Annotated in this window: 27 protein-coding genes and 1 pseudogene; all 28 read right to left on the bottom strand. The window is 43.2% G+C overall.

Annotation, left to right across the window (positions count from 1 at the left end; genetic code table 11):
• Nucleotides 1-17 precede the first annotated feature (17 nt).
• The 28 genes and pseudogenes from JCM19038_RS06065 to fliG all read right to left on the bottom strand — a co-directional run bounded on the left by JCM19038_RS06065 (nt 18) and on the right by fliG (nt 21,171).
• A complete protein-coding gene (locus JCM19038_RS06065) occupies nt 18-1,391 on the bottom strand; it encodes a DUF342 domain-containing protein (protein WP_052361136.1) in 1,374 nt (457 codons plus the stop codon).
• A 64-nt stretch (nt 1,392-1,455) separates the two neighbouring features.
• A complete protein-coding gene (locus JCM19038_RS06060; RefSeq protein WP_042415659.1) occupies nt 1,456-2,223 on the bottom strand; it encodes a FliA/WhiG family RNA polymerase sigma factor in 768 nt (255 codons plus the stop codon).
• A gap of 19 nt (nt 2,224-2,242) precedes the next feature.
• Complete coding sequence (locus tag JCM19038_RS06055) at nt 2,243-2,755, bottom strand: chemotaxis protein CheD (RefSeq protein WP_052361135.1); 513 nt, start codon at nt 2,753-2,755, stop codon at nt 2,243-2,245.
• A gap of 101 nt (nt 2,756-2,856) precedes the next feature.
• Nucleotides 2,857-3,912, bottom strand: coding sequence for a chemotaxis response regulator protein-glutamate methylesterase (locus JCM19038_RS06050; protein ID WP_042415655.1), 1,056 nt, complete (start codon nt 3,910-3,912; stop codon nt 2,857-2,859).
• The gene (locus tag JCM19038_RS06045; protein WP_042415652.1) at nt 3,909-4,337 is read right to left on the bottom strand and encodes a hypothetical protein; all 429 of its coding nucleotides are present in this window, start codon (nt 4,335-4,337) and stop codon (nt 3,909-3,911) included. Before JCM19038_RS06045 ends, JCM19038_RS06050 begins: the two co-directional genes overlap by 4 nt.
• Before the next feature lie 2 nt (nt 4,338-4,339).
• The gene (locus JCM19038_RS06040) at nt 4,340-5,224 is read right to left on the bottom strand and encodes a hypothetical protein (protein WP_193745055.1); all 885 of its coding nucleotides are present in this window, start codon (nt 5,222-5,224) and stop codon (nt 4,340-4,342) included.
• 39 nt (nt 5,225-5,263) lie between these two features.
• The gene (locus tag JCM19038_RS23080; protein ID WP_202963041.1) at nt 5,264-5,389 is read right to left on the bottom strand and encodes a flagellar biosynthesis regulator FlhF; all 126 of its coding nucleotides are present in this window, start codon (nt 5,387-5,389) and stop codon (nt 5,264-5,266) included.
• Nucleotides 5,386-7,415 (bottom strand): annotated as a pseudogene (flhA, locus tag JCM19038_RS06035) (flagellar biosynthesis protein FlhA). The gene JCM19038_RS23080 and the pseudogene flhA overlap by 4 nt, the downstream one beginning before the upstream one ends.
• A gap of 3 nt (nt 7,416-7,418) precedes the next feature.
• Nucleotides 7,419-8,510, bottom strand: coding sequence for a flagellar biosynthesis protein FlhB (gene flhB / locus JCM19038_RS06030; RefSeq protein ID WP_042415647.1), 1,092 nt, complete (start codon nt 8,508-8,510; stop codon nt 7,419-7,421).
• 1 nt (nt 8,511) lies between these two features.
• The gene (gene fliR / locus JCM19038_RS06025; protein WP_307189968.1) at nt 8,512-9,225 is read right to left on the bottom strand and encodes a flagellar biosynthetic protein FliR; all 714 of its coding nucleotides are present in this window, start codon (nt 9,223-9,225) and stop codon (nt 8,512-8,514) included.
• Between the two features lie 66 nt (nt 9,226-9,291).
• On the bottom strand, nt 9,292-9,561 hold the full coding sequence (gene fliQ / locus JCM19038_RS06020; protein WP_042415643.1) for a flagellar biosynthesis protein FliQ: 270 nt from the start codon (nt 9,559-9,561) through the stop codon (nt 9,292-9,294).
• Between the two features lie 18 nt (nt 9,562-9,579).
• On the bottom strand, nt 9,580-10,266 hold the full coding sequence (gene fliP, locus JCM19038_RS06015; RefSeq protein WP_042415641.1) for a flagellar type III secretion system pore protein FliP: 687 nt from the start codon (nt 10,264-10,266) through the stop codon (nt 9,580-9,582).
• On the bottom strand, nt 10,263-10,871 hold the full coding sequence (gene fliO, locus JCM19038_RS20440; protein WP_052361133.1) for a flagellar biosynthetic protein FliO: 609 nt from the start codon (nt 10,869-10,871) through the stop codon (nt 10,263-10,265). The genes fliP and fliO overlap by 4 nt, the downstream gene beginning before the upstream one ends.
• 14 nt (nt 10,872-10,885) lie before the next feature.
• Nucleotides 10,886-11,248, bottom strand: coding sequence for a response regulator (locus JCM19038_RS06005; RefSeq protein WP_042360261.1), 363 nt, complete (start codon nt 11,246-11,248; stop codon nt 10,886-10,888).
• 18 nt (nt 11,249-11,266) lie between these two features.
• The gene (gene fliY / locus JCM19038_RS06000; protein ID WP_042415639.1) at nt 11,267-12,493 is read right to left on the bottom strand and encodes a flagellar motor switch phosphatase FliY; all 1,227 of its coding nucleotides are present in this window, start codon (nt 12,491-12,493) and stop codon (nt 11,267-11,269) included.
• Nucleotides 12,486-13,478, bottom strand: a complete 993-nt coding sequence (gene fliM / locus JCM19038_RS05995) for a flagellar motor switch protein FliM (RefSeq protein WP_042415637.1) — start codon at nt 13,476-13,478, stop codon at nt 12,486-12,488. The genes fliY and fliM overlap by 8 nt, the downstream gene beginning before the upstream one ends.
• Before the next feature lie 15 nt (nt 13,479-13,493).
• Nucleotides 13,494-13,919: a flagellar basal body-associated protein FliL gene (gene fliL / locus JCM19038_RS05990; RefSeq protein ID WP_052361127.1), complete on the bottom strand. Its 426-nt coding sequence runs from the start codon at nt 13,917-13,919 to the stop codon at nt 13,494-13,496.
• Nucleotides 13,916-14,128: a flagellar FlbD family protein gene (locus tag JCM19038_RS05985; RefSeq protein ID WP_042415635.1), complete on the bottom strand. Its 213-nt coding sequence runs from the start codon at nt 14,126-14,128 to the stop codon at nt 13,916-13,918. Before JCM19038_RS05985 ends, fliL begins: the two co-directional genes overlap by 4 nt.
• A gap of 42 nt (nt 14,129-14,170) precedes the next feature.
• Nucleotides 14,171-14,971 carry a flagellar basal body rod protein FlgG gene (gene flgG / locus JCM19038_RS05980; protein WP_042415633.1) on the bottom strand — a complete coding sequence of 267 codons (801 nt, stop codon included), beginning with the start codon at nt 14,969-14,971 and terminating at the stop codon, nt 14,171-14,173.
• A gap of 58 nt (nt 14,972-15,029) precedes the next feature.
• Nucleotides 15,030-15,095: a hypothetical protein gene (locus JCM19038_RS25370; RefSeq protein WP_373902532.1), complete on the bottom strand. Its 66-nt coding sequence runs from the start codon at nt 15,093-15,095 to the stop codon at nt 15,030-15,032.
• Nucleotides 15,092-15,430: a hypothetical protein gene (locus tag JCM19038_RS05975; RefSeq protein ID WP_052361125.1), complete on the bottom strand. Its 339-nt coding sequence runs from the start codon at nt 15,428-15,430 to the stop codon at nt 15,092-15,094. Before JCM19038_RS05975 ends, JCM19038_RS25370 begins: the two co-directional genes overlap by 4 nt.
• Nucleotides 15,427-15,915 carry a flagellar hook assembly protein FlgD gene (gene flgD, locus JCM19038_RS05970; protein ID WP_238554294.1) on the bottom strand — a complete coding sequence of 163 codons (489 nt, stop codon included), beginning with the start codon at nt 15,913-15,915 and terminating at the stop codon, nt 15,427-15,429. Before flgD ends, JCM19038_RS05975 begins: the two co-directional genes overlap by 4 nt.
• Before the next feature lie 17 nt (nt 15,916-15,932).
• Nucleotides 15,933-17,120 (bottom strand): flagellar hook-length control protein FliK, encoded by a 1,188-nt coding sequence (locus JCM19038_RS05965; protein WP_042415632.1) that lies wholly within the window; start codon nt 17,118-17,120, stop codon nt 15,933-15,935.
• Between the two features lie 23 nt (nt 17,121-17,143).
• Nucleotides 17,144-17,680 carry a MotE family protein gene (locus tag JCM19038_RS05960; protein ID WP_042415630.1) on the bottom strand — a complete coding sequence of 179 codons (537 nt, stop codon included), beginning with the start codon at nt 17,678-17,680 and terminating at the stop codon, nt 17,144-17,146.
• Nucleotides 17,681-17,773: 93 nt separating this feature from the next.
• Nucleotides 17,774-18,133, bottom strand: coding sequence for a flagellar export protein FliJ (gene fliJ / locus JCM19038_RS05955; protein WP_042415627.1), 360 nt, complete (start codon nt 18,131-18,133; stop codon nt 17,774-17,776).
• Nucleotides 18,134-18,149: 16 nt separating this feature from the next.
• Nucleotides 18,150-19,445, bottom strand: coding sequence for a flagellar protein export ATPase FliI (fliI, locus tag JCM19038_RS05950; RefSeq protein ID WP_042415625.1), 1,296 nt, complete (start codon nt 19,443-19,445; stop codon nt 18,150-18,152).
• Between the two features lie 45 nt (nt 19,446-19,490).
• Nucleotides 19,491-20,213 carry a flagellar assembly protein FliH gene (gene fliH / locus JCM19038_RS05945; protein WP_042415623.1) on the bottom strand — a complete coding sequence of 241 codons (723 nt, stop codon included), beginning with the start codon at nt 20,211-20,213 and terminating at the stop codon, nt 19,491-19,493.
• Nucleotides 20,206-21,171 (bottom strand): flagellar motor switch protein FliG, encoded by a 966-nt coding sequence (gene fliG, locus JCM19038_RS05940; protein WP_042415621.1) that lies wholly within the window; start codon nt 21,169-21,171, stop codon nt 20,206-20,208. Before fliG ends, fliH begins: the two co-directional genes overlap by 8 nt.
• Between the last annotated feature and the right edge of the window lie 35 nt (nt 21,172-21,206).

Below are 21,206 nucleotides of genomic sequence, written 5' to 3'. Positions count from 1 at the left end.
CTCGTGCATCGATCCTATCATGTTTGGATAACAATTTCACCGTCATGTAGTCGAAACGTTACTGATTTACGGTCTTTCGTAACTGAGCGTCGATACTTCCCGAAATGAGCGACTGTGTTCATATGTGTTAGTTTGTCGACGACAATTCTGACAGAATCGCTATAAACGTGATCTTGTTCTTCAATCTCATTAACTTTATCGTGAGCAAGATAGATCTTCGTTAACCAGTCTTCAATGGAGCTTCGAATTCTTAAAAGCAACACACGATCCTTCACATCTAAGCTTCCTTGCTTCAATTCCTTCGCAGAAAGGGCGGTTTTTAACTTTTGCAATTTCGCTAATTCCGATTTGCCCGTTTTAATCATTTCTTTTGATTGAATTTCTTTAGTAAGCCGTTGTTCTGATAATCCTATATACAGACTCGTCGGTGTGTTGAGTTGGTTTCCAGACTCACGGACGTGAATATGCCTTCCTGCTGAACATTTACCGCCAATCACATTTCCCCGCCCTTTGTAGCAAAAAAGCGAGTGACCTGCATCCACTCGACTATGAATGATGCTTTGGGTAACCATAATGTTGTTCCCAGCCGTAACAACGCCTTGATTAATGTACTCACATTGGACATCATATTCTGCGGTTACTGAGCCTTTTCCCTGCGCTGCAATGCCTTTACCAATATATACAGAACCACCCGCTTGAATCGTTGCCCCTTCAACAATCCCTGTCACTCGGACGTCTCCGTCTGCTTTAATTTCATATCCTGCAGGAACAGAACCACGAATGACAACATTGCCATTAAACGAAATGTTGCCGGTTTCAAGAGATAAGTCACCGTTTACTTCGTAGACTGGAAAAACGTGAATTCGTTTGCCTTCTATACTCATTTGCCCGCTTACACTAGCAATGATTTTATTGTCTTGTACGGTCGTATTTTTGCCATTTCTTAAGACAAAGTCATGTCCTACCATTCCTGGTAACACTCGTCCAGTTACAGTTTTTCCTTCTGCCCCTCTGGTTGCCGCGACCTTTTTACCGATCATTTCACCTTGAACAGCCATCGGGATCACTGTTACATTGCGAAGGTTTTTTGGTAAACGTTCATCGATTTGATCACCTTGTTGTTGTTCGACGGGTAGTAAATAGGCCGCTTCCCCCTTCGTCGGCTTTGTTCCTTGTGCAAGAACTAGAGGAAATGAAACAAGTCTTGGCTGTTCCGTCAGCTTTTGTAGTACATCTTCTTTTACGCCGAAATTTATGTTTGACTTTTCTAAAAATAACAGTATTTCAGATCGTGTGAACGTTGTTTGTTCATTGATTGTTGCGGTTTTGTAGCAACTCGCTGTCATCTGATCATCGCTCATTTGCAAACGTAAACAGTCTTCAGGCTTCATTTTCTCTCCCCCCAATCGAATCTCTAACACATTATTTTATGTAAAAACTGCTGTGTACGAATGATTAGTACACAGCTGTGCTTTTCTTAAATGCAGTTCTTAATCTAAAGAGCGCTTTTGAGTGAATCTGAGAAATTCTTGACGTTGACAGACGCAATGTTTTACCGATTTCAGTTAAGGTAAGTTCTTCGAAATAAAAAAGAGAGATCACGAGTTTTTCGTTTTCATTAAGTAAGGAAATACGCTCTTGCAATTGCTCGTACACGAGTTTCTTCTCAAGTTTCTCATGTGGAATTTCGTTATTTTCATCTTTTAAGATCGTCTGAAAAGCGTCTTCATAATCATTCTCTGGCTTTGTCTCTTGGTCAATGGATAAGAAGTTAGCGATATAACCATCCATCGTTGTTTTTAGAACTTCATCACTCGATAAACCAAGTTCAAGTGCCACTTCAACTTCACTTACGTGGCGACCTAGACGTTGTTCTAAATGCTCTGTTGCTTCTTCGATGCGTTTCATTTTCTCTCTCGTCGAACGAGGTAACCAATCTTCTTTACGTAAACTGTCAATAATGGCACCACGAACACGGAACGACGCATACGTATCAAATTTCAATTCTCGTTCGTGATCAAACTTTTGCAATGCATCATAAAGCCCCATTAAACCGTGTGAACGTAACTCGTCACGTTCCATATTTTTCGGCAATGCAATGAGGATTCGGTGAACGTGGTAGTCTACTAAAGGAAGGTATGCTTGAATGAGTTGGTTTGCAGCGTCTTTGTCACGACTCGTAATCCATTGTTTCCACGCTTCTTCTAACCGTTCCTTAGCCATTGTTCTCCTCCCACTCTTTTTAATAAGTTGTTAATTGATCGCCTTTCGTGCGAATGGTTAGTTGTTTTGTCGTCGCATGGAATCGAACGGTCCGCCCGGTTGTTCCACCAGTTTCTTCAGCTACGAGTTCAATTCCTAAATCAACTAACATTTTCTTAATAACAGCAACGTTACGCATTCCAATTTGCAGCCGATCTTCAACATCACGAAGGACCGCGAACATTTGCGCACCACCAACGATTTTTGCTCGACAATCGGATAAGGGTACGTTGTAGCGACTTGTAAGTATACGAACCATATATGGAATAGCGATATCAGCATATTTGACAGGCTTTGACAAGCTTGGTTCTTGTCCACGACTTTTATATTCGGGTAAAACGACATGACCGAGTAACGCGATGTTCTTCTTATTGCTATACAAACAGACTGCGACACAAGAACCTAGGCTCGAAACGTGAAGAACGTCCTCATTAAACCCCATCACTACTTCACCCATTCCAGCACTCAACATCCGCGGTTGCTCTACCCTCATGACTCGACCACCCATTCGTCGCTTAAGTTAAAATAATTAAGTCCATTGTACCACGAACATACTTTATTTAGGAAAAAACGAACAGAAAAAAGAGTAAAGTCCTATAAAATCCGAAGCGCTTTTAGCATTTCAGTAGCCATTTGCTTTGCAGGAACGACATAATCTGCAAGACCTGTATCAATGACTGCTTTTGGCATTCCATAAACGACCGCTGATTGCTTTGATTCAGCAATGACCATAACCTCTTGTTCTTTCTTTAATAACGTCAACCCGTTCATTCCATCGTTACCCATTCCTGTCAACACGACAGCCAAGACATTTGTCTTCTCAATCGTTGCTAACGAGTAAAATAGACTATTAACTGACGGTTGATGAATGTCGCGCCCAAAAGGCGAGTCGACTCGTAGTTCAATTGTTTTAGTACCTGACTTCAGTTCTTTTATGAGCATATGCCGGTCTCCTGGAGCAACATAGACGACACCGTTCTTCACACGCTCACCGTCTGTCGCTTCTTTTACTGGCATCTTACAAATCCGGTCGAGTCGCTGAGCGAACGTCTCCGTAAAAGTTTTTGGCATGTGTTGAACAATGAAAATGGGAACATCAAGTGGAGGCAGTCGCTCTAGTACGTGTTGCAACACCCTTGGTCCCCCTGTTGAAGCACCAATTGCAATGACTTTTTTTGTCGCTGAGCGGTTGATCTCATCGCTTACACTTGCGTTTGGTCGAACTCTCTCAGAATCTGTGCTTTGTACGTTCGCTTGTTTCGCTAAGCGAATCTTCGTAAACAGCTCTTCTTCAACGAGCTCCATATTTAAGGAGATGGCCCCTGATGGCTTTTGCACGAAATCAAACGCACCGAGCGTTAATGCACGAATTGTCTCAGTCGCACCTTGACGGGTTAACGTACTCACCATAATAATTGGTGTCGGGTTTTGTTTCATAATGACTTCTACTGCTTCTAAACCATCAATTACTGGCATCTCAACGTCCATCGTAATCACATCAACAGAAATCGTACCTTTAGTGATCAATTCAATCGCTTGTTTGCCATTTTTGGCAATCGCAACGACTTGCAAATCTTCTTGCTGATTGATCGCATCACTCATCCACTTGCGCATAAAAGCAGAATCATCTACGACGAGTATAGAAATCATGGGGCACCCCGTTCTTTAATCAATGTGTGACACACATCTTCAATGTCTTGGATGTCACGCAACGATCTACTAAAACGAACATTCACGTTTAAATACGTCTCAGACGTCTCAATGATGTTTTGTACAAGTTGTAACGATTCGTCTTTGGCAGTTGAGACGAGCACATACTGTGAAACGTTCACCAACTGATTACAATAACGCTTCATTCGTCGGTACAGCTGCAATAAATGCGCTTGTTCAAAGGCACATATAACTAGCACGGCAAAATGTTCGTCGCCAGTAATACGGTCATTAAAACGAACATCATATGACAAATCCACGCCTTCGTGAAAATTGTCATCACTCGTGATCATTGCAAAAGTGGCTGATTCATGGTCTACAAATGCGTTCATTTGTTTTCGCAAATTCTCCGCTTGATCTCTCACATTCATCTTCCTTTTTGCATGAACTTTATGATCGTTGATAAATCAAACATCGCTAAGTCTTCTGGCACATCTTGTCCATTCCCTATGAAGGCAATCGGTTTGTTTAGTTCATTTGTTACATTTAATAAACTTCCGTACGTATTCGTTTCATCTAACTTTGTGAAAACGAGCTGATGAATAGGGAAATCTCGAAACTGCTCCAACAATTGATCAAGATCAGTTTCTTTCGTCGTTAAGGATAAGGTAAGGAGGTATTCTGTGTGTTCATTCGTTTGCTTAACAATTGCCTCTAATGTTGCAACATGGTCTGAAACGAGATAATTTCTTCCTGCCGTATCGACAAAGATAATGTCTACATGCGAAAGCTTCTCAAGTGCTTGTTTATAATCGTCTGCACTATACGCCACTTCAATCGGAACGTTTAAGATTTTGCTATACGTCATTAACTGCTCAACAGCTGCAATTCGATACGTATCTAACGTAATAAAACCGATGGTTTTGTTTTGCTTTAATTTGTACATGGCAGCAACTTTTGCAATCGTCGTCGTTTTCCCGACACCCGTAGGTCCTAGAAAAACGGCGATTTTTGATGATTCTTTCAAGCGACCGACATTTAATGGATCATTGAAAAAGGGAGATAAGCTCGTCTTTAATAATTCATCAAGGCTTTGACGTTCACTTTGCTGATAATACTGTTTTAACGCTTCTTCAATGACGACATTCACGAGCCGTTCTTTGACCCCTTGTCGCTCTAATAATGACTTCATTTGAATAATGACTTCAGGCAAGTGATGGTCAAATGAACTCGGTAAAATTGGCTTTGTGACGTCTACGCTTTGATCGATGATCCGTTCTTTTTTTTTGTTCCGCTTGTTTCGTAGGCTCAAGACTAAGCGCTGCGATGACTTCAATTTCAGATACATTCCTCAAACCAAACCACCGTTTTTCTTCGACGGTTTTTTATGGAGAATGACCGCGTTTGCCCCAAAGGCCTGCCTCACTTTTTTCATTGCTTCAGCAGTCGTTTTGCCCCGAAATTTCTTTACGTTCACGCGACATTCACCACCCCTACACTTTGAATCTCTAAATCAGGTTCTAATTCATTGTACGACAACACTGGTACGTGAGGCATAAAGCGCTCAATAAGTTGCTTCACGTGCATTCGAACTGCCGGTGAACAGAGAACGACTGGCGACTGACCCATTTGCGTCAACTTGACGACTTCTTCTTGAATCGACATCATCATTTTTTGTGACTGGTCTGGGGTGAGTGACAAGTAAGACCCGTGTTCTGTCTGTTGCAAAGCGTCTGCAATCGCTTTTTCAGTAGAGCCGCTTAACGTGACTACATACAGTGGGCCTCCTTGCACCGGCTTAACTGCTTTTGTAATTTGTCGCGACAATGACTGACGTGCATATTCCGCCATCATTTGCGGATCTTTAAACATTGAACCATAATCCGCCAACGTCTCAAAAATAACAGGCAAGTTACGGATGCTTACTTTTTCTTTAAGCAAATGTTTTAACACCTTCTGAACATCACCTAGACTTAGTGGATTCGGTGTGACTTCTTCAACGAGTGTTGGATGCGTTTCTTTTATATGTTCAACGAGCTGTTTCGTTTCTTCTCTCGTTAGAAGCTCATGTGCATAGTTTTTGAGTACTTCTGTTAAGTGGGTCGACACGACAGAAGGAGGATCAACGACTGTGTAACCCGACAATTCCGCTTCATCTTTCATTAAATCATCGACCCAAAGCGCTTTTAATCCAAATGCCGGTTCTACGGTTTCGATTCCAGTAATTGACTCATCATCAACACCAGGACTCATCGCCATGTAATGATCAAGCAATAATTCACTTCGACTCACTTCATTACCACGAATTTTTATGACGTATTCGTTTGGCTTTAATTGAATGTTATCCCGAATACGAATAACTGGAACGATCATCCCTAACTCAAGGGCAAGTTGACGCCTGATCATCACGACGCGATCTAACAAGTCTCCACCTTGATTGGAGTCCGCAAGAGGAATAAGACCGTAACCGAACTCAAATTCAACAGGATCAATCGTGAGAAGATCGGTGACATTGTTCGGTGTTGTTGGTTCTTCCTCCGGTTCTTCAATCGGCTTCTCTTCTTCGACTTCCGGTGCTTTTCGATCAAGCACATAGCCGCCAATCCCTAAAAACAACGCAATTGGCATCGTCAAAAGAATTGGAATTGGGGTAAACACGCCGAGCAAGAAAATTGCAGCTGCTGCAATGTATAACAATTTCGGATACGCGAGCATTTGCTTACTAATATCTGAACCGAGTGTGCCATCAGAAGCTGCTCTCGTAACGACAATCCCTGTTGCGGTAGCATGAGAAGTGCTGGAATTTGAGTCACTAACCCATCACCAACAGTTAATAATGTGTATGTACTGGCTGCTTCTTGGAAGCTCATGCCCATTTGTGCCATTCCAATAATGAAGCCAAAAATAATGTTAATGAGGACGATCACGATCACGACGATCGCATCCCCTTTTACGAACTTGCTCGCACCGTCCATCGATCCATAGAAGTCCGCTTCTTTTTCGATTTTCTCTCTTCGTTTCTTTGCTTCTTGGTCGGTAATCATGCCTGCATTTAAGTCAGCGTCAATACTCATCTGCTTACCAGGCATCGCATCAAGGGTAAAACGTGCACCAACCTCTGAAACACGTTCTGCTCCTTTTACAATGACGATGAACTGAATGACGACGAGGATTAAAAAGACGACAAACCCAACGAGCGGATTCGATCCAACTACAAAGTTCCCGAACGTGTCAATGACTTCACCAGCTTCCGCACGACCGAGGATTGCTCGTGTCGTCGAAACACTAATGCCGACGCGAAATAATGTTGCTAAAAGTAGCACCGTTGGGAAGATCGAGAAATCGAGTGGCTCTTTCATATTCATTGCCACAAGAATAATCATTAAAGAAAGTGAAATATTGACGATAATAAGAACATCAATCATTGGAGACGGCAAAGGAATAATAAGCATCGCCACGATTAAGATTACGAATATGAGTATAAATAAATCACGGAATCGCATGCGCTAGTTCCCCCTTTGTTTCGTCTCGTTTTCTAAACGGTAGACGTACGCAAGTACTTCAGCAACCGCTCGAAATAAATCTTCTGGAACTTCGTCATCAACGTCGGTTCCATCGTACAACGCCCGCGCTAACGGACGATTTTCTACGATCGCTATGTCGTGATCCGTTGCGATCTTTCGTATTCTTAAAGCCATGTAATCGACACCTTTGCCGATTACTTTCGGTGCAGTCATTGAAGAATCATCATATTTTAAAGCGACGGCGTAATGGGTTGGGTTCGTGATTACGACGTCTGCTTTAGGAACTTCTTGCATCATCCGCTGCATCGCTAAATCTTGCGCTTTTTGCCGGCGTTTTGCTTTGATGAGAGGATCCCCTTCCATTTTCTTGAACTCATCTTTCACGTCGTGCTTTGACATTCGTATTTGTTTTTCATGATCAAATCGTTGATAGACAAGGTCAGGAATTGCAAGAATGAGCAATAAAATCGCAGAAGCAACACCGATCATTCCGGTCAATAGACTCACAACATAATATCCGTCTAACACATCATATAAGCCAAGCATTAAAAGATCATCGCGAAACATCCACAAAATCCCGAAAGCTAGCGTACCGACGAGGATGATTTTGAGAAGTGCTTTTACGAGTTCAACGAGCGCCCTTGCCGAGAAGATTCGCTTAAACCCTTTTAGCGGGTTAATCTTTGATAGTTTCGGTTTGATGACTTCTGGTGCGAACAACACACCGACTTGAACCATACTAGCAACCACACCAGTAAGCGCTGCGACGAGTAAAATAGGGAGAATGACAACGCCCATCTGAATCACAATTCCTTGAAACATACCCATCGTATCTTCAACGGTAAATGAAAGGGACGCATAGTTGATGTACGTTTCATAAAACAAATCTTGCATGAATTTTGCTGGAACCGCAGCATACACGAATAAAAAAATAAAAACGATCAATAAAATGAGTGCTGTATTAATGTCTGTACTTTTAGGTACTTGACCTTTTTTTCGGGTATCTTGACGTTTTTTCGGTGTTGCTTTTTCCGTTTTCTCACCTGAAAAGTATTGGAGATCCATTGATAACATGCTAGGCACCTCCAAACAATTGCATCATCGTTCGCATCGCAATCGCCATTTCTTCGGTTAGGTTTCGTAGTAAGTAAAAGAACGCTGGCATCGTAATCATCATAATTGGTAGACCGATAATAATCTTAAGCGGTAGACCGACGACAAAAACGTTCATTTGCGGCACGGCTCTTGACATCATTCCGAGCGCCACATCAACAAGAAACAATGATCCTACGATTGGGAACGACATGAGAAACGCGATTAAAAACATCGTCACAAACGCTTCAACGGCGGTCTCTAGAACAGAGGAAGTCGTAATGTTAATGCTACTTACTTCAATGGGTACGTACGAAAAGCTATAAAACATCCCATCCAAAAGCAAATGATGCCCGTTGCTCGCAAGTAAGAACAATATCGCAAACGCGTATAAGAAACCACCCGTTAATGGCGACTGTGCTCCTGTTTGTGGATCAATTACATTCGCAACGAGAAAACCGATCTTCAAATCGATAAACGCACCGGCAACTTGTATTGCATAAAATAACATCGATGCAATCAGACCGAGCAAGAGTCCAACCATTACTTCTTTGATAATTAAAAGAAAGTAAGAGCCATCCAGACTTATATCTGGAACGTCAATTGTTAGTAACACGATGAGTGCAAAAAAGAACGACAACCCAATTTTGAAGTACGACGGAACGTTTCGGTATGAGAAAACAGGAATCGTTGCCATAAAGCGATAAGCCGGACAAAAATTAATAAAAACGCGGGTAAGCTGTTGATTACATCCATGTGATCATCAACCTATGTAATGATGTAAATTCGTATAAATCTGCTCAGTAAAAAAGATCAATTCATTTAACATCCATGCACCAAAAATAACAATGCCAACGAGAACGGCGACGATTTTCGGGATAAATGCTAACGTTTGCTCTTGAATTTGTGTTGTTGCTTGGAAAATGGCCACCCCGAGCCCGATGACGAGTGCTAAGAGCAGCAATGGACCTGCAATCATTATTATGACCATGACGCTACGCTCAGCGAGACTGAGTACCGTTTCTTGAGACACGCGACACCATTCCTTTATCTAAAAACTAATCAACAGAGACTGGACGACTAAATACCAACCGTCTACTAAGACGAACAACAACACTTTAAATGGCAATGAAATCATAACTGGCGGCAACATCATCATCCCCATCGACATGAGTACACTTGCAATGATCATATCAATGACGAGAAAAGGAATAAAAATGAGAAAGCCAATTTGAAACGCCGTTTGCAATTCGCTAATCGCAAATGCTGGCACGAGCGCCGTTAACGGCACATCATCGAGCGATTCTGGCGTCTCCATTCCTGCATAACCCATAAATAACGCCAAGTCTTTCTCTCGTGTATGTTCGGCCATAAATTCTTTTATCGGTGCACTTGCTAACTCAAACGCTTCTTCTTGATCAATTTCCCCGTTTAAAAACGGCGTAACTGCTTCATCGTTCACTTCTAGAAGCACAGGACCCATTATGAAAAAGGTTAAGAAAAGCGCGAGGCCAATTAACACTTGAGTCGGTGGCATTTGTTGGGTGGCAAGCCCCATTCGTACAAAGCCGAGTACAACAATGATTCTCGTAAAACAGGTCATCATAATCAAAAATGCAGGTGCTAAACTTAATACGGTTAGTAATAACACGAGTCGAAGGGTCGTTGCGACACCTTCTGGTTCATCCGTTAACCAATCTGCATCAATTCCTGGGATCGCCACTACAAAATCAATCATCGGCGCACTCCTAACCGTTCAACATCTTTCGTTTTCTCACGATCAACGTCTTCTAAGTGATCGTTTAACGTATCGTAAATGTTGATGTCTTTTTCAGGCGTCCGCTTCATCGATTTAAGTTTTTGCAGCCAGTCCGCTGAAGAGGTTTGCTCGTCTTTTTGATTAAGAATACGCTCAATTTCATCCTCATCACGTATTTCATCTAACAGCGCGATGTTCTCTCCAACACCTACGACCAACAACCGATCGCCAATACGTACAATTTGAACGGATTTATTTTGTCCAAGAGGAATGCCCCCGATATTTTGCATCGTATTCGATGATTGCATTTGATAGTTTTTTCTGCCGAGCAGTCGCAACAATACGTACATCAATGCGATGACGACGAAAAGGGCAAGAAAGAGTTTGACCAAAACGCTCCACACACTCTCACTTGCTGCTGCATTTTCGCCGACGACTGAAAGCTCGTCCCCTGTTTCTGTAACGCCACTTTCACCCCGAAATGTATCTGCGACAGAAGAATCGGCAAACACATGGGCGCTGCCATTAAAAAACATGATAATGGCAATCGTCGTAGCAACGACCCATGGTTTGACTAGACTCATAACCGTCTTCCCCCTTACGCTAACGTCTTTTTCACTGCATCAATGACTCGGTCCGCTTGGAATGGCTTAACAACGAAGTCTTTAGCCCCTGCTTGAATAGCGTCAATGACCATCGCTTGTTGTCCCATGGCAGAGCACATAATGATTTTCGCAGATGGGTCGAACTCACGAATGACTTTGAGTGCTTCAATCCCATCCATCTCGGGCATCGTAATGTCCATCGTCACAAACGTCGGTTCCGTTTCTTTGTACTTTTCAATCGCTTCACGACCATTTTCTGCTTCACCGACAACGATGTAATTGTTTTTCTCTAAAATGTCTCGAATCATCATTCTCATAAACGAAGCATCGTCTACAATCAATACTCGATTTGTCATGGTTGGTCCCACCTATCCTTATTTTAAGTGTTCGATTCTCTTCGAACGGCTAACGATATCTGTCACACGAACGCCGAAGTTTTCATCAATAACGACAACCTCGCCTTTGGCAACGAGGCGCTGATTTACGAGGATGTCCACCGGTTCACCAGCGAGCTTATCTAACTCAATAATCGAACCTTGCGTAAAGTTTAAGATGTCACGAATCGAACGGCGCGTTTTGCCGAGCTGTACGGTTACATCTAGCGGGATGTCCATTAGAATGTCTAGATTGCGACTTTGTTCACTCTGTTCAGAGCCACCTTCAAAATTAGCAAATTCAGCAGGTTGGATCGTTTTCTGTACCGCTTTTGGTTCGGTTCTTGATTCAGGTACGGCTACTGGCTCTGGTGTTGGTGTTGACACATGTCTTTCTACAGGAGTGTCAAGCGTTTGCTGTTCCGTAGGTTCAACATCATTTGTATGGAACATGACCGGTGCCGTTTCTTCTTGAATTGGAGGTGCTGCATCCATCGTAGGTGCCATTTCAAGTGCTGGATTCATTAATTTCTCTACGAGCTCTTTTGCGAACTCTACAGTAATGAGTTGCATAATAATTGAGTCAATGAGCTCTCCAATTTTCAAACGAAACGACACTTTAATAATCGTGCCTTCTTGTGGCAAATACTCTAAGCCTGAGCCTTTTTCTAAATCAAGCATATTAATGCCTGGTGGGGAAATATCGACTCTCGTATTAAAAATCGTTGACAGTGATGTTGATGAACTTCCCATCATTTGGTTCATCGCTTCTTGGACTGCACTAATATGAATTTCTTCAAGTTGTTCTGGTGGCTTCGTACCGTCTCCACCGAGCATTAGATCCGCAATAATTTGCGCGTCGTGCTGTTTAATGACGAGAACATTGGCCCCTTTGAAGCCTTGTTTGTATTCCACATGAATGGATACGTGTGGATTTGGAAATTCTTCATGCAATAACTCTGCCTTAACCGCATCAACGACTGGTGTCGTAATTGACACTTTTTGATTTAACAGTTGTGATAGCGTTGTGGAAGCTGTACCGAACGAAATGTTACCGATCTCTCCAATTGCATCTTTCTCAATTTCTGTAAGAAATTGAGTTACATTCGTTGATGCTTTAGAAGGCGCTGGTGGGTACACATCATCACTCGAGCTCGCATCTTTCTCTTCTTCCAACCCAGCAAGTAGCTGGTTAATTTCCTCTTGGGAGAGCGGCTCATCATTCATCGTCTGCATCCTCCTTTATTTCTTCAATAATTTGTACAGCTATTCTTTGTTTTTTTCGTCCTGGCTGCACTGAATATTTAGGTTTTCCTCCGACTTTTGTCATTAAAGGAGTATGTATACTTTGGTTCAACTCTAAAACATCGCCAATTTGTAGGTCTTTAAGCTCAGAAACTGTCATTTCTGATGTTCCGAGAATTGTCTCAACATCGATCATCGCTTGCCTTACCGAGCGTCGAATATCTTTTACTTCGTTTTCATCACGCTCTTTGTTTGGCGATTGCATCCAATAATGAGCAGATAACTTCGGAAGCAATTCTTCTAATACGACGTAAGGCAAACAGACGTTAATCATGCCAGACGTTTCATTAATCGTCGTCGATAAACTAATGACAACGACGGTCTCATTAGGGCTTTGCAATTGAACGAATTGGGGATTTACTTCTAAATCTTCCATGACTGGTTGCAAATCTATGATGCTCGTCCATGCTTGTTGAAAGCTATCGAGCATATGGTTAAACAGCTGAGAAAGAATTCTCGACTCGATTTCGGTTAACGTTTCCACTTTGTTCATTCCTGTGCCTCGTCCACCTAAAATGCGGTCGACCATTGCGTAACCAATGTTCGGGTTTACTTCAATTAAGAACCGTCCTTCTAACGGATACGCATCAAAAATACTTAATAGCGTCGTCGAAGGAATCGAACGGATAAACTCTTCATATGGCAGTTGATCAACAGAGGTCACATGAATTTGCACGAACGTTCTCAGCTGCGCTGAAAAGACCGTCGTAAGCAAACGAGCGAAGTTCTCATGAATGCGCGATAGCGAGCGAACTTGATCCTTCGAAAATCGAAGGGCACGTTTAAAATCATAATTCGTAATCCGTTTCGCTTCGTCTTCTTTTATCAGGTCTTCAACGTCCATCTCACCTGTGGACAGCGCAGATAAGAGAGCATCAATTTCCCCTTGTGACAATACATCTGCCATTTTGCTTCACCTCATTCATTGAATCACTCGTTCCGTCGTATACACATTGGTGACCGAGCCGTCCTCAAGCATGTTCGTAATGTCTTCTTTTAACGTTTGTTCAAGTTCTCGCAATCCTTCTGAGTCTTGCAGTTGATCCGCTTCCATCCCAGCAAGACGGTGAATAATTGCATTTTTAATTTGAAAGTCGCGCTTTTCAATTTCTATTCGCGTCTCTTCACGATCGCCTTCAATGCGAAATGACGCACGAATAATATGATCGCTACTTAAATTCGTCGTTAATTGTTCGGTATCCCAAGAATTGCTCACAATTTCATCAATCGTCGGTCCTTCTGAACCTTCCACGGATTCGGCTTCGTCTCCAAAAAAGACATACCAAGAAAAAGCGGCAATCACGACGAGAAGTAGGCTAAACGTTGCACCGATAAAAGCTTTTTTCATACGTCTTCCTCCTGTTTTGATGCTGCAGCGACACCGTACATCATTAGCTTTGCCTCAATCGCTTCGTTAACCTCAGGAAGCGATTCTCTAACGACGAGCTTGCGATTGCCTACGAGCGTAATCGTCGTATCTGGAAGCTCCTCAACCGTCACAATGTGAACGAGTTGCAGATAAAACGGTTGTCCATCAAGGCGTGTAAGTGGAATCATAGAATTATTCGGGTCACAACAACCGTGACCCGACCTCCTTTACTATTTCAAGTTCAAGAGCTCTTGCAACACTTCATCTGATGTTGTAATAATTCGCGTGTTCGCTTGCAAACCACGCTGCGCGGTAATCATCTCAACGAACTCTTCTGAAAGGTCAACGTTTGACATTTCTAGTGTGCCGGCAGCGATTTGGCCACGGCCTCCCTCACCAGGGACACCACCGTTCACTGGATTTTCAACGCCAGAGTTGTCAGTTGTTCTATAAAGATTACCTCCGACTTTTTCTAGTCCTTCAGGGTTTGGGAAGGTTGCAAGTGAAATTTGGTGTTCTTCAGCATCAGTTCCCCCAACAATCGTAACTGTCCCGTCGGCGCCAATACTAAAACCTTCAGCATCCGTTGGGATATTAATTCTGTTACCACTTGTATTTAGAAGATAATATCCATTCGAATTCACAATGTCCCCATTGTTATCGCGATAAAAATCTCCGGCTCTCGTATAGAAAACTTCGGCAGGAGTTCCCCCATCACTCACTCTAAAATACCCATCCCCTGCAATCCCAAGGTCTAACTCACGTCCTGTCGGTTGCAACGCTCCTTGCGTATGGATGTTCGTAATTGAGCCCGTAGATGAACCGAGGCCAATTTGTCGAGGGTTTGTACCGCCTAAATCACCAGTTCCTGCGCTTGCGCCTTGTACTTGCTGACTGAGCATATCTTCAAACGTGTAGCGGCCTTTTTTGAAGCCGTACGTATTGACGTTGGCGATGTTGTTGCCAATGACGTCTAGTTTTTGTTGGTGGTTTTGTAAGCCTGTAATGCCTGAGTACATGGATCGAATCATTTGTAGCTCCTCCTTTTAATCGTCTGCATCAATCGGTCAGCAGACGGTTCGCCTCCTCTTACAGGTCCAGCGATGGTTTGACGATAATCGTTCCGTCAATGTTCGAAATAATTCGGTCGTTCATTTCACTTTGTGCCATTGCCGTGACGACCGTATGGTTTTGCCACTAACGATCAGTGCGGCATTGTCGGTAATTACGAGTGGTTGATTGATGCCTTTCGTATGGGCTTCTTTCACTTTTTCAGAGACTCGCAACCAGTCTTGGTCACTAATCGTAATGCCACGTTCTTCAATGCGTGTTTTTGCATGTTTACTAATTGTGATCGGGTTCGTCTTTTGTGCATCTTGCAAAGCTGTTTGAAACGAAGTTCCTTCAGAAGTGCGGTTTTGTTCATTTGTCGCTGTTGCTCGTGTTTTTGCAGGTAATGCGTGGGGAAGTTGATGCCACGTTACGTTCACGACGATTCTTCCTCATTCGCTGCTTCTTCAGCTGGTGTTACTTCTGTAATTTGACTGCTACTAATCCAGCGACCACTGTCTACTTGAACCTCTATTACGCCATTTTCTGAGCGACGCACGCTCGTCACAACGTTATCGTCGTACACTTTTTTCGGAAACCCGTTTGCATCTTCAATTTCACGGTAATACGTCACGTTTTTACCGATTAATTCACTATGCTGCACGAGCGCTGCTGATTCTTGCTGGTTAGAAAGCTTTTGCATCGCAGCATTCATGTTCGTCATCTGCTCGAGTGAAGAAAACTGAGCCATCTGTGCGATAAATTCTCGATCGTCCATCGGATCTAGTGGGTCTTGATTTTGCAACTGTGCAATTAACAGTTTCAAAAAATCATCTTTTCCTAACATCGTTGAGTCCGTCGTAGCGACCGGAACACCATGAATTTGATTGCGTTCTTGAATGCCGTTCATTACATTTACATTCATGTGGACGTTGTTCCTCCTTACTCTTCGTTCATACTTTCTCGTAGCCACTCTTCAAAGCTTAAAAAAGTTCCTTCTTCTGTTTCTTCACGTTCTTGGTCTCGTTCGTTTCCAGTTGCATGACCTTCATTTGATTCTTCCTCGTCATGTTGAGACTGCGCGTCTTCAATCGTCACTTTCTCGACTTGTAACTGTTGCGTCACAAATGCTTGTCGAAGTGCAGGGAGTTGAGCTTCTACAATGTCTCTAGCTGCCTTTGTTGCCGTTGTTACTGTCGCTTCGAGTTGCCCTTGATGAATCGTTAATGCGATGTTCATCTTCCCTAAATGCTCAGGTCTTAGTTGAACGGTAAGTGTCTGTGCGGCACCATTGCGTTGCAGATGAGATTTCGCTAGGATACTTTGAAACTGTTTCATAAATTGCTGTTCGATCGTTCGGTTAGAAGCGTGTTGTCCTAATTGAATGACGTGTTGTTCTGTCGCTGTAAGGCGTTGTTGTGTTTGTTGCATCATCAACTCTGGTTGACTCATGACGTGTTGTTCTCGACCAGGTAGCACACTCGGAAATGTGTACGAACGGTTCGGTTGTTGTTCTTCAACGGTGACGTTGTTGGACGGTGCTTGTACAGTTTGCAGCACTGTTTCTAGCCGTTCTACGACACGGATGATGTTCTTTTCCACGTTTGTGCTTTGTTTAGTATGTAATCGCCTGAACGTCTCAACTCGCTCTTCAAGTACACGAATACTTCTTTCAAGTACCGCTACGATCTCTATCCTATTTGTAAAAAAAGGGTCAACACTTTGGACAACACGGTCTGGATGTTGTAAAAGCTGTTCTGCATTACGTAGCAACGATTCAAGATGCTCTACGAGTTCAAGACTGTTCTCCTCTGATTGTTCAGATTCGAGAGGCTTATGTTCTTCTACTAACTGCAGCAATTGCTCGATGCTTTGTAGCAATTGTTCAGGCATAACGATTCGTTCGCTGCTATTTTCTTGAACATAGGCTAACGGCTGAAACGGTGAACGAAGCGACTCACTGCCTTGTTCTTCTGCATGGTGGTCATTTCGGCTCTCCACGATACCGTGCAACAGTTGTTCAAATGAAAATGGGGTCTGTTCATTTGTGCCATGATCTGACGACTTCTGGTCCACTCGTTCATGTTGCTTTGGGATCTCCATTTGAGGTAACAAATGAGATGCAATCACGTTTTCGTTTCACCTCCTTTCAATTAAGACGATGTCGTAGCCAGCGCTGTCATCACTTCAGCCGCACGTTCTGGTTCCATATGTTGAATAATAGCCGCACGTTCATTCTCTTTAATGACGGACATATGACTCACCAAATCCTCAAGCGACAGTTCATTCATAATATCTGCTGCTCGTCTTGGATTCATGGATTCATAGACGTTCGCTGCTTGTTTTAAGGCGTCACTTTCTTCTTCACTCGATTTAGGGGGATTTTCAGCAACAAAGGCTTGATCCATTTCAATTTGATTCAGCTCTCGCTCAAGTGAAGCGATCTGTTCGTCTTTTGCAATGAGTTGTTGTTCTAATTCATATACGCGCTCTTCTAGCAACTCGTCTGTTTCTTCTTCCGCCACTTCACTCGCAAAAAAAGTTTGCGCGGTTTTGATTGGGTTAACGTCTAGTAAATAGAGAAAGATGGCACCGATGGTGAGGAGGGTAATGAATGGTATAAGAAAAACGAACAAAAACGTTTGACCAGATCGTTTTTCCCGATGTGATCCCGTCTTTTTAATTCCCATGCCAATCCCCCTTAATTTTGTCGTATGTATAAAAGCGTTGCTGTTTCATCAAGTTGTTGTTGCTCATAGAGCTTTTCTTCTTGCCTATACGTTTCATGTTGCTTCACTTTTTAGCTTTTCTAATTTCTTTAGTTCAATCGTTGCATGATGGAGCGCATCTTTTTGCACATTCATTTTTGCTCGTGCATCGTTTGCAAGCCCTTGAACATGAACAATTTCTTTTTCCATCCGCTCACTTGCCATCTGTGCTGTTTGCAATGCAGCGATTGTCGTACCAGACGTGGCATACCCTTCAACTCCGACAATCATTTGTTCCCGGTCGCGCAGCAAATGGTACAGCCGATATCCAGCTTCTTCGAACTGCTTACGAGACACTTCGAAGTGCTTTTGTTGTTCATCTCGCTCTTTTTCTTTCACTTGCAATAACTTCTGAAGTGAAAAGGAAAACGTCATAGTAGTCTCCTTTCATCTACACTTGGTGTAACGATTCAATCGCTTCTTCGTATGTAGGTGCTTCATCATTTTGTTGTCTTAAAAATTGCTTAATCGCTGCATTCGTGTCAACCGCGTGATCGACGGCGTGATCATTGCCTTTTTTATAGGCCCCCACTTGGATTAAATCCACGGTTTCTTCATAAATCGCTAATCGACTTCGTACGTCTTGCGCTTGATCACGATGTTTTGTTGATACGATCTGATTCATTAATCGACTGACGCTTTTTAGGACGTTGATTGCTGGAAAATGCCCTTGATTCGCGAGTTCTCGATCGAGAACAATATGACCGTCTAAAATCCCCCGCACCGCATCTGCGATCGGTTCATTTAAATCATCGCCATCTACGAGTACCGTATAAAACGCAGTAATCGCTCCTGATTCATTCGTACCTGAGCGTTCCAATACTCTCGGTAACATTGAAAATACCGACGGTGTGTATCCTTTTGTTGTTGGTGGTTCTCCGGTCGCAAGACCGATTTCTCGTTGCGCCATCGCATAGCGCGTGACCGAGTCCATCATTAAGTTTACGATTTTCCCTCGATCGCGGAAGTATTCCGCAATTGCCGTTGCCGTCTCAGCGCCTTTAATTCGAACGAGTGCTGGCTGGTCTGATGTCGCAACAATGACGATGGTGTTTTTCATTCCCTGTTCACCGAGATCCTTTTCTAAGAAGTCTTTCACTTCTCGGCCACGCTCACCGATGAGCGCAATCACATTCACGTCCGCTTGAGAAGAACGAGCAATCATGGAAAGAAGCGTACTTTTACCGACACCACTTCCGGCAAAAATCCCGACCCGTTGACCGACACCCATCGTTAGCAGTCCATCAATTGCCCGCACGCCTAAAGGAAGGACGTCTGTAATCGCTGGCCTCGTAAGCGGGTTTGGTGCTTCTTTGTCAACAGGAATACGCTGCAGGCCTTTTGGTAGCTCTTGACCGTCTAACGGTTCACCAAGACCGTCTAACACTTTGCCAATTAATGCGTCACCAACTTGAATTTGTAGCGAATGTCGCGTGTTTTTTACGATGCTTCCCGGTTGAATGCGAGCCGTTTTTGAAAAAGGCATAAGCAGTAATATGTTTTCTTTAAAACCGACAACTTCCGCACGAACATGCTTTCCGTCTGATTGGATAATCTCGCACACTTCACCAACTGCCGCTTTTGGTCCGTTCGCTTCAATCGTCAGTCCAACGACACGTTTCACCGTTCCGTACCATTGAAAGCGGTCAATTGATGAGAGCTTCGGCAACAGATCAATCGCTTTCATTCGTAGACCCCTGTCCCTCTTCTAGAAGTGCTGTTAGCTCAGTTTTCAAGCGATGGAGTTGCGTCGTAATGCTTGCATCCATCCGCCTTTCGGAGTTAGAATCACACATCCATCTTCCTCTACATTCGGATCTGGGAAGAAACGAATTCGTTCAGCTACTGTAAACAACGCTTCGTATTCTGATCGCCTTTGAATCGTTGCTTCGTAATGGCTCGGATGAACGTGGATGAGCACTTCCGTTTCCTCATGAACTTCTTGAATTGCTTTTTTCAAAAACGATGCATACCCCTCTTGTTCTTGCATCGTGACGTTCATCATTTCTTTTGCCAAAGCACAAGCAAGATCTAAGATGTCTACTTCTGCATGGCGCAAATACGCGTCATAATCCACTCTTGCTGACTGGACAACCTCTGTAGCTTGGACAATTTGCTCAGCATACTCGTTGTGACCTTTTGCAAGTCCGTCACGATACCCTTCTTCTTCTCCGCTTCTTCTTGCTTGTTCATGTAGTCGTTTTGCTTCTTCTTCAGCAGCGAGTCGCTCATTTTGAATCGCTGTTTTGGCCGCTTCGATTTCTGCGTTGGCTTCATCAAGCAAGCGTTTCGCTTCTGTTCGAGCATTTTGAACGAGTGAATCTGTTTGAGCTTTTACTGTTTCGTTCATCTCGACGAGCGGTTCGTCATCACGCTCTTTGTGAAAGGTGTGGAGCAGCAATGTATACGGAGATTGATAGTCTGTTTGGTCACTTTGTTTAATGATCCTAGACAACGATATCATCTCCTCCACCACGTGCGATGACAATTTCACCCGCTTCTTCGAGGCGACGAACAGCGTTCACGATTCTCGTTTGGGCATCTTCAACATCTTTCAAACGTACAGGTCCCATGAATTCCATTTCTTCACGGAACGTTTCGGCCATTCGTTGCGACATGTTGCTAAAGAGAATCTCCCGAACTTCTTCACTTGCCACCTTAAGTGACAACTGTAGATCTTCGTTATCAACATCACGGATAATACGCTGAATGGATCGATTGTCGAGCGTGACAATATCTTCAAAGACGAACATCCGCTTTTTGATTTCTTCTGCAAGCTCAGGATCTTGAATTTCTAAGCTATCTAAAATCGTTCGTTCTGTACTACGGTCCACACTGTTTAACACTTCAACGACTGACTCGATGCCACCAGCTTCGGTGTAATCGTGCGTGAACGTAGAGGCAAGCTTTTGTTCTAGCACACTTTCCACTTCGCTAATAATTTCTGGTGACGTCCGGTCCATCGTAGCGATTCGTTTCGCAACATCAGCTTGTAAATCTGAAGGCAATTCAGACAAGATCTGTCCACTTTGATCAGGATCTAAATACGATAAGACGAGTGCGATCGTTTGTGGATGTTCGTTTTGAATAAAGTTCAAGACTTGTACAGGTTCAGACTTTCTCGCAAAGTCGAACGGACGCACTTGCAACGTTGACGTAAGTCTAGAGATAATCGCCATCGCTTCATCGTTTCCTAACGCTTTTTCTAACACGTCACGGGCGTAACCTATTCCACCTTGGGTCATGTAATCTTGAGCGACCGCTAACTGGTGAAACTCTTTAATAAGGGATTCTTTGATGTCGTTTTCGACTTTGCGTACATTTGCGATTTCTAGTGTTAATTGTTCAATCTCTTCTTGTTGCAAATGTTTATACACTTGTGCTGAAACGTCTGGGCCGAGTGATATGAGCAATGCAGCTGCTTTTTGTTACCGGTAATTTCTTTTTT

Source organism: Geomicrobium sp. JCM 19038, from assembly GCF_000698125.1.
Taxonomy (GTDB): Bacteria; Bacillota; Bacilli; order Bacillales; family Marinococcaceae; genus Geomicrobium_A.
Note: the sequence above shows the minus strand (reverse complement) of the source record. Positions and strands in the feature narration are given on the sequence as shown.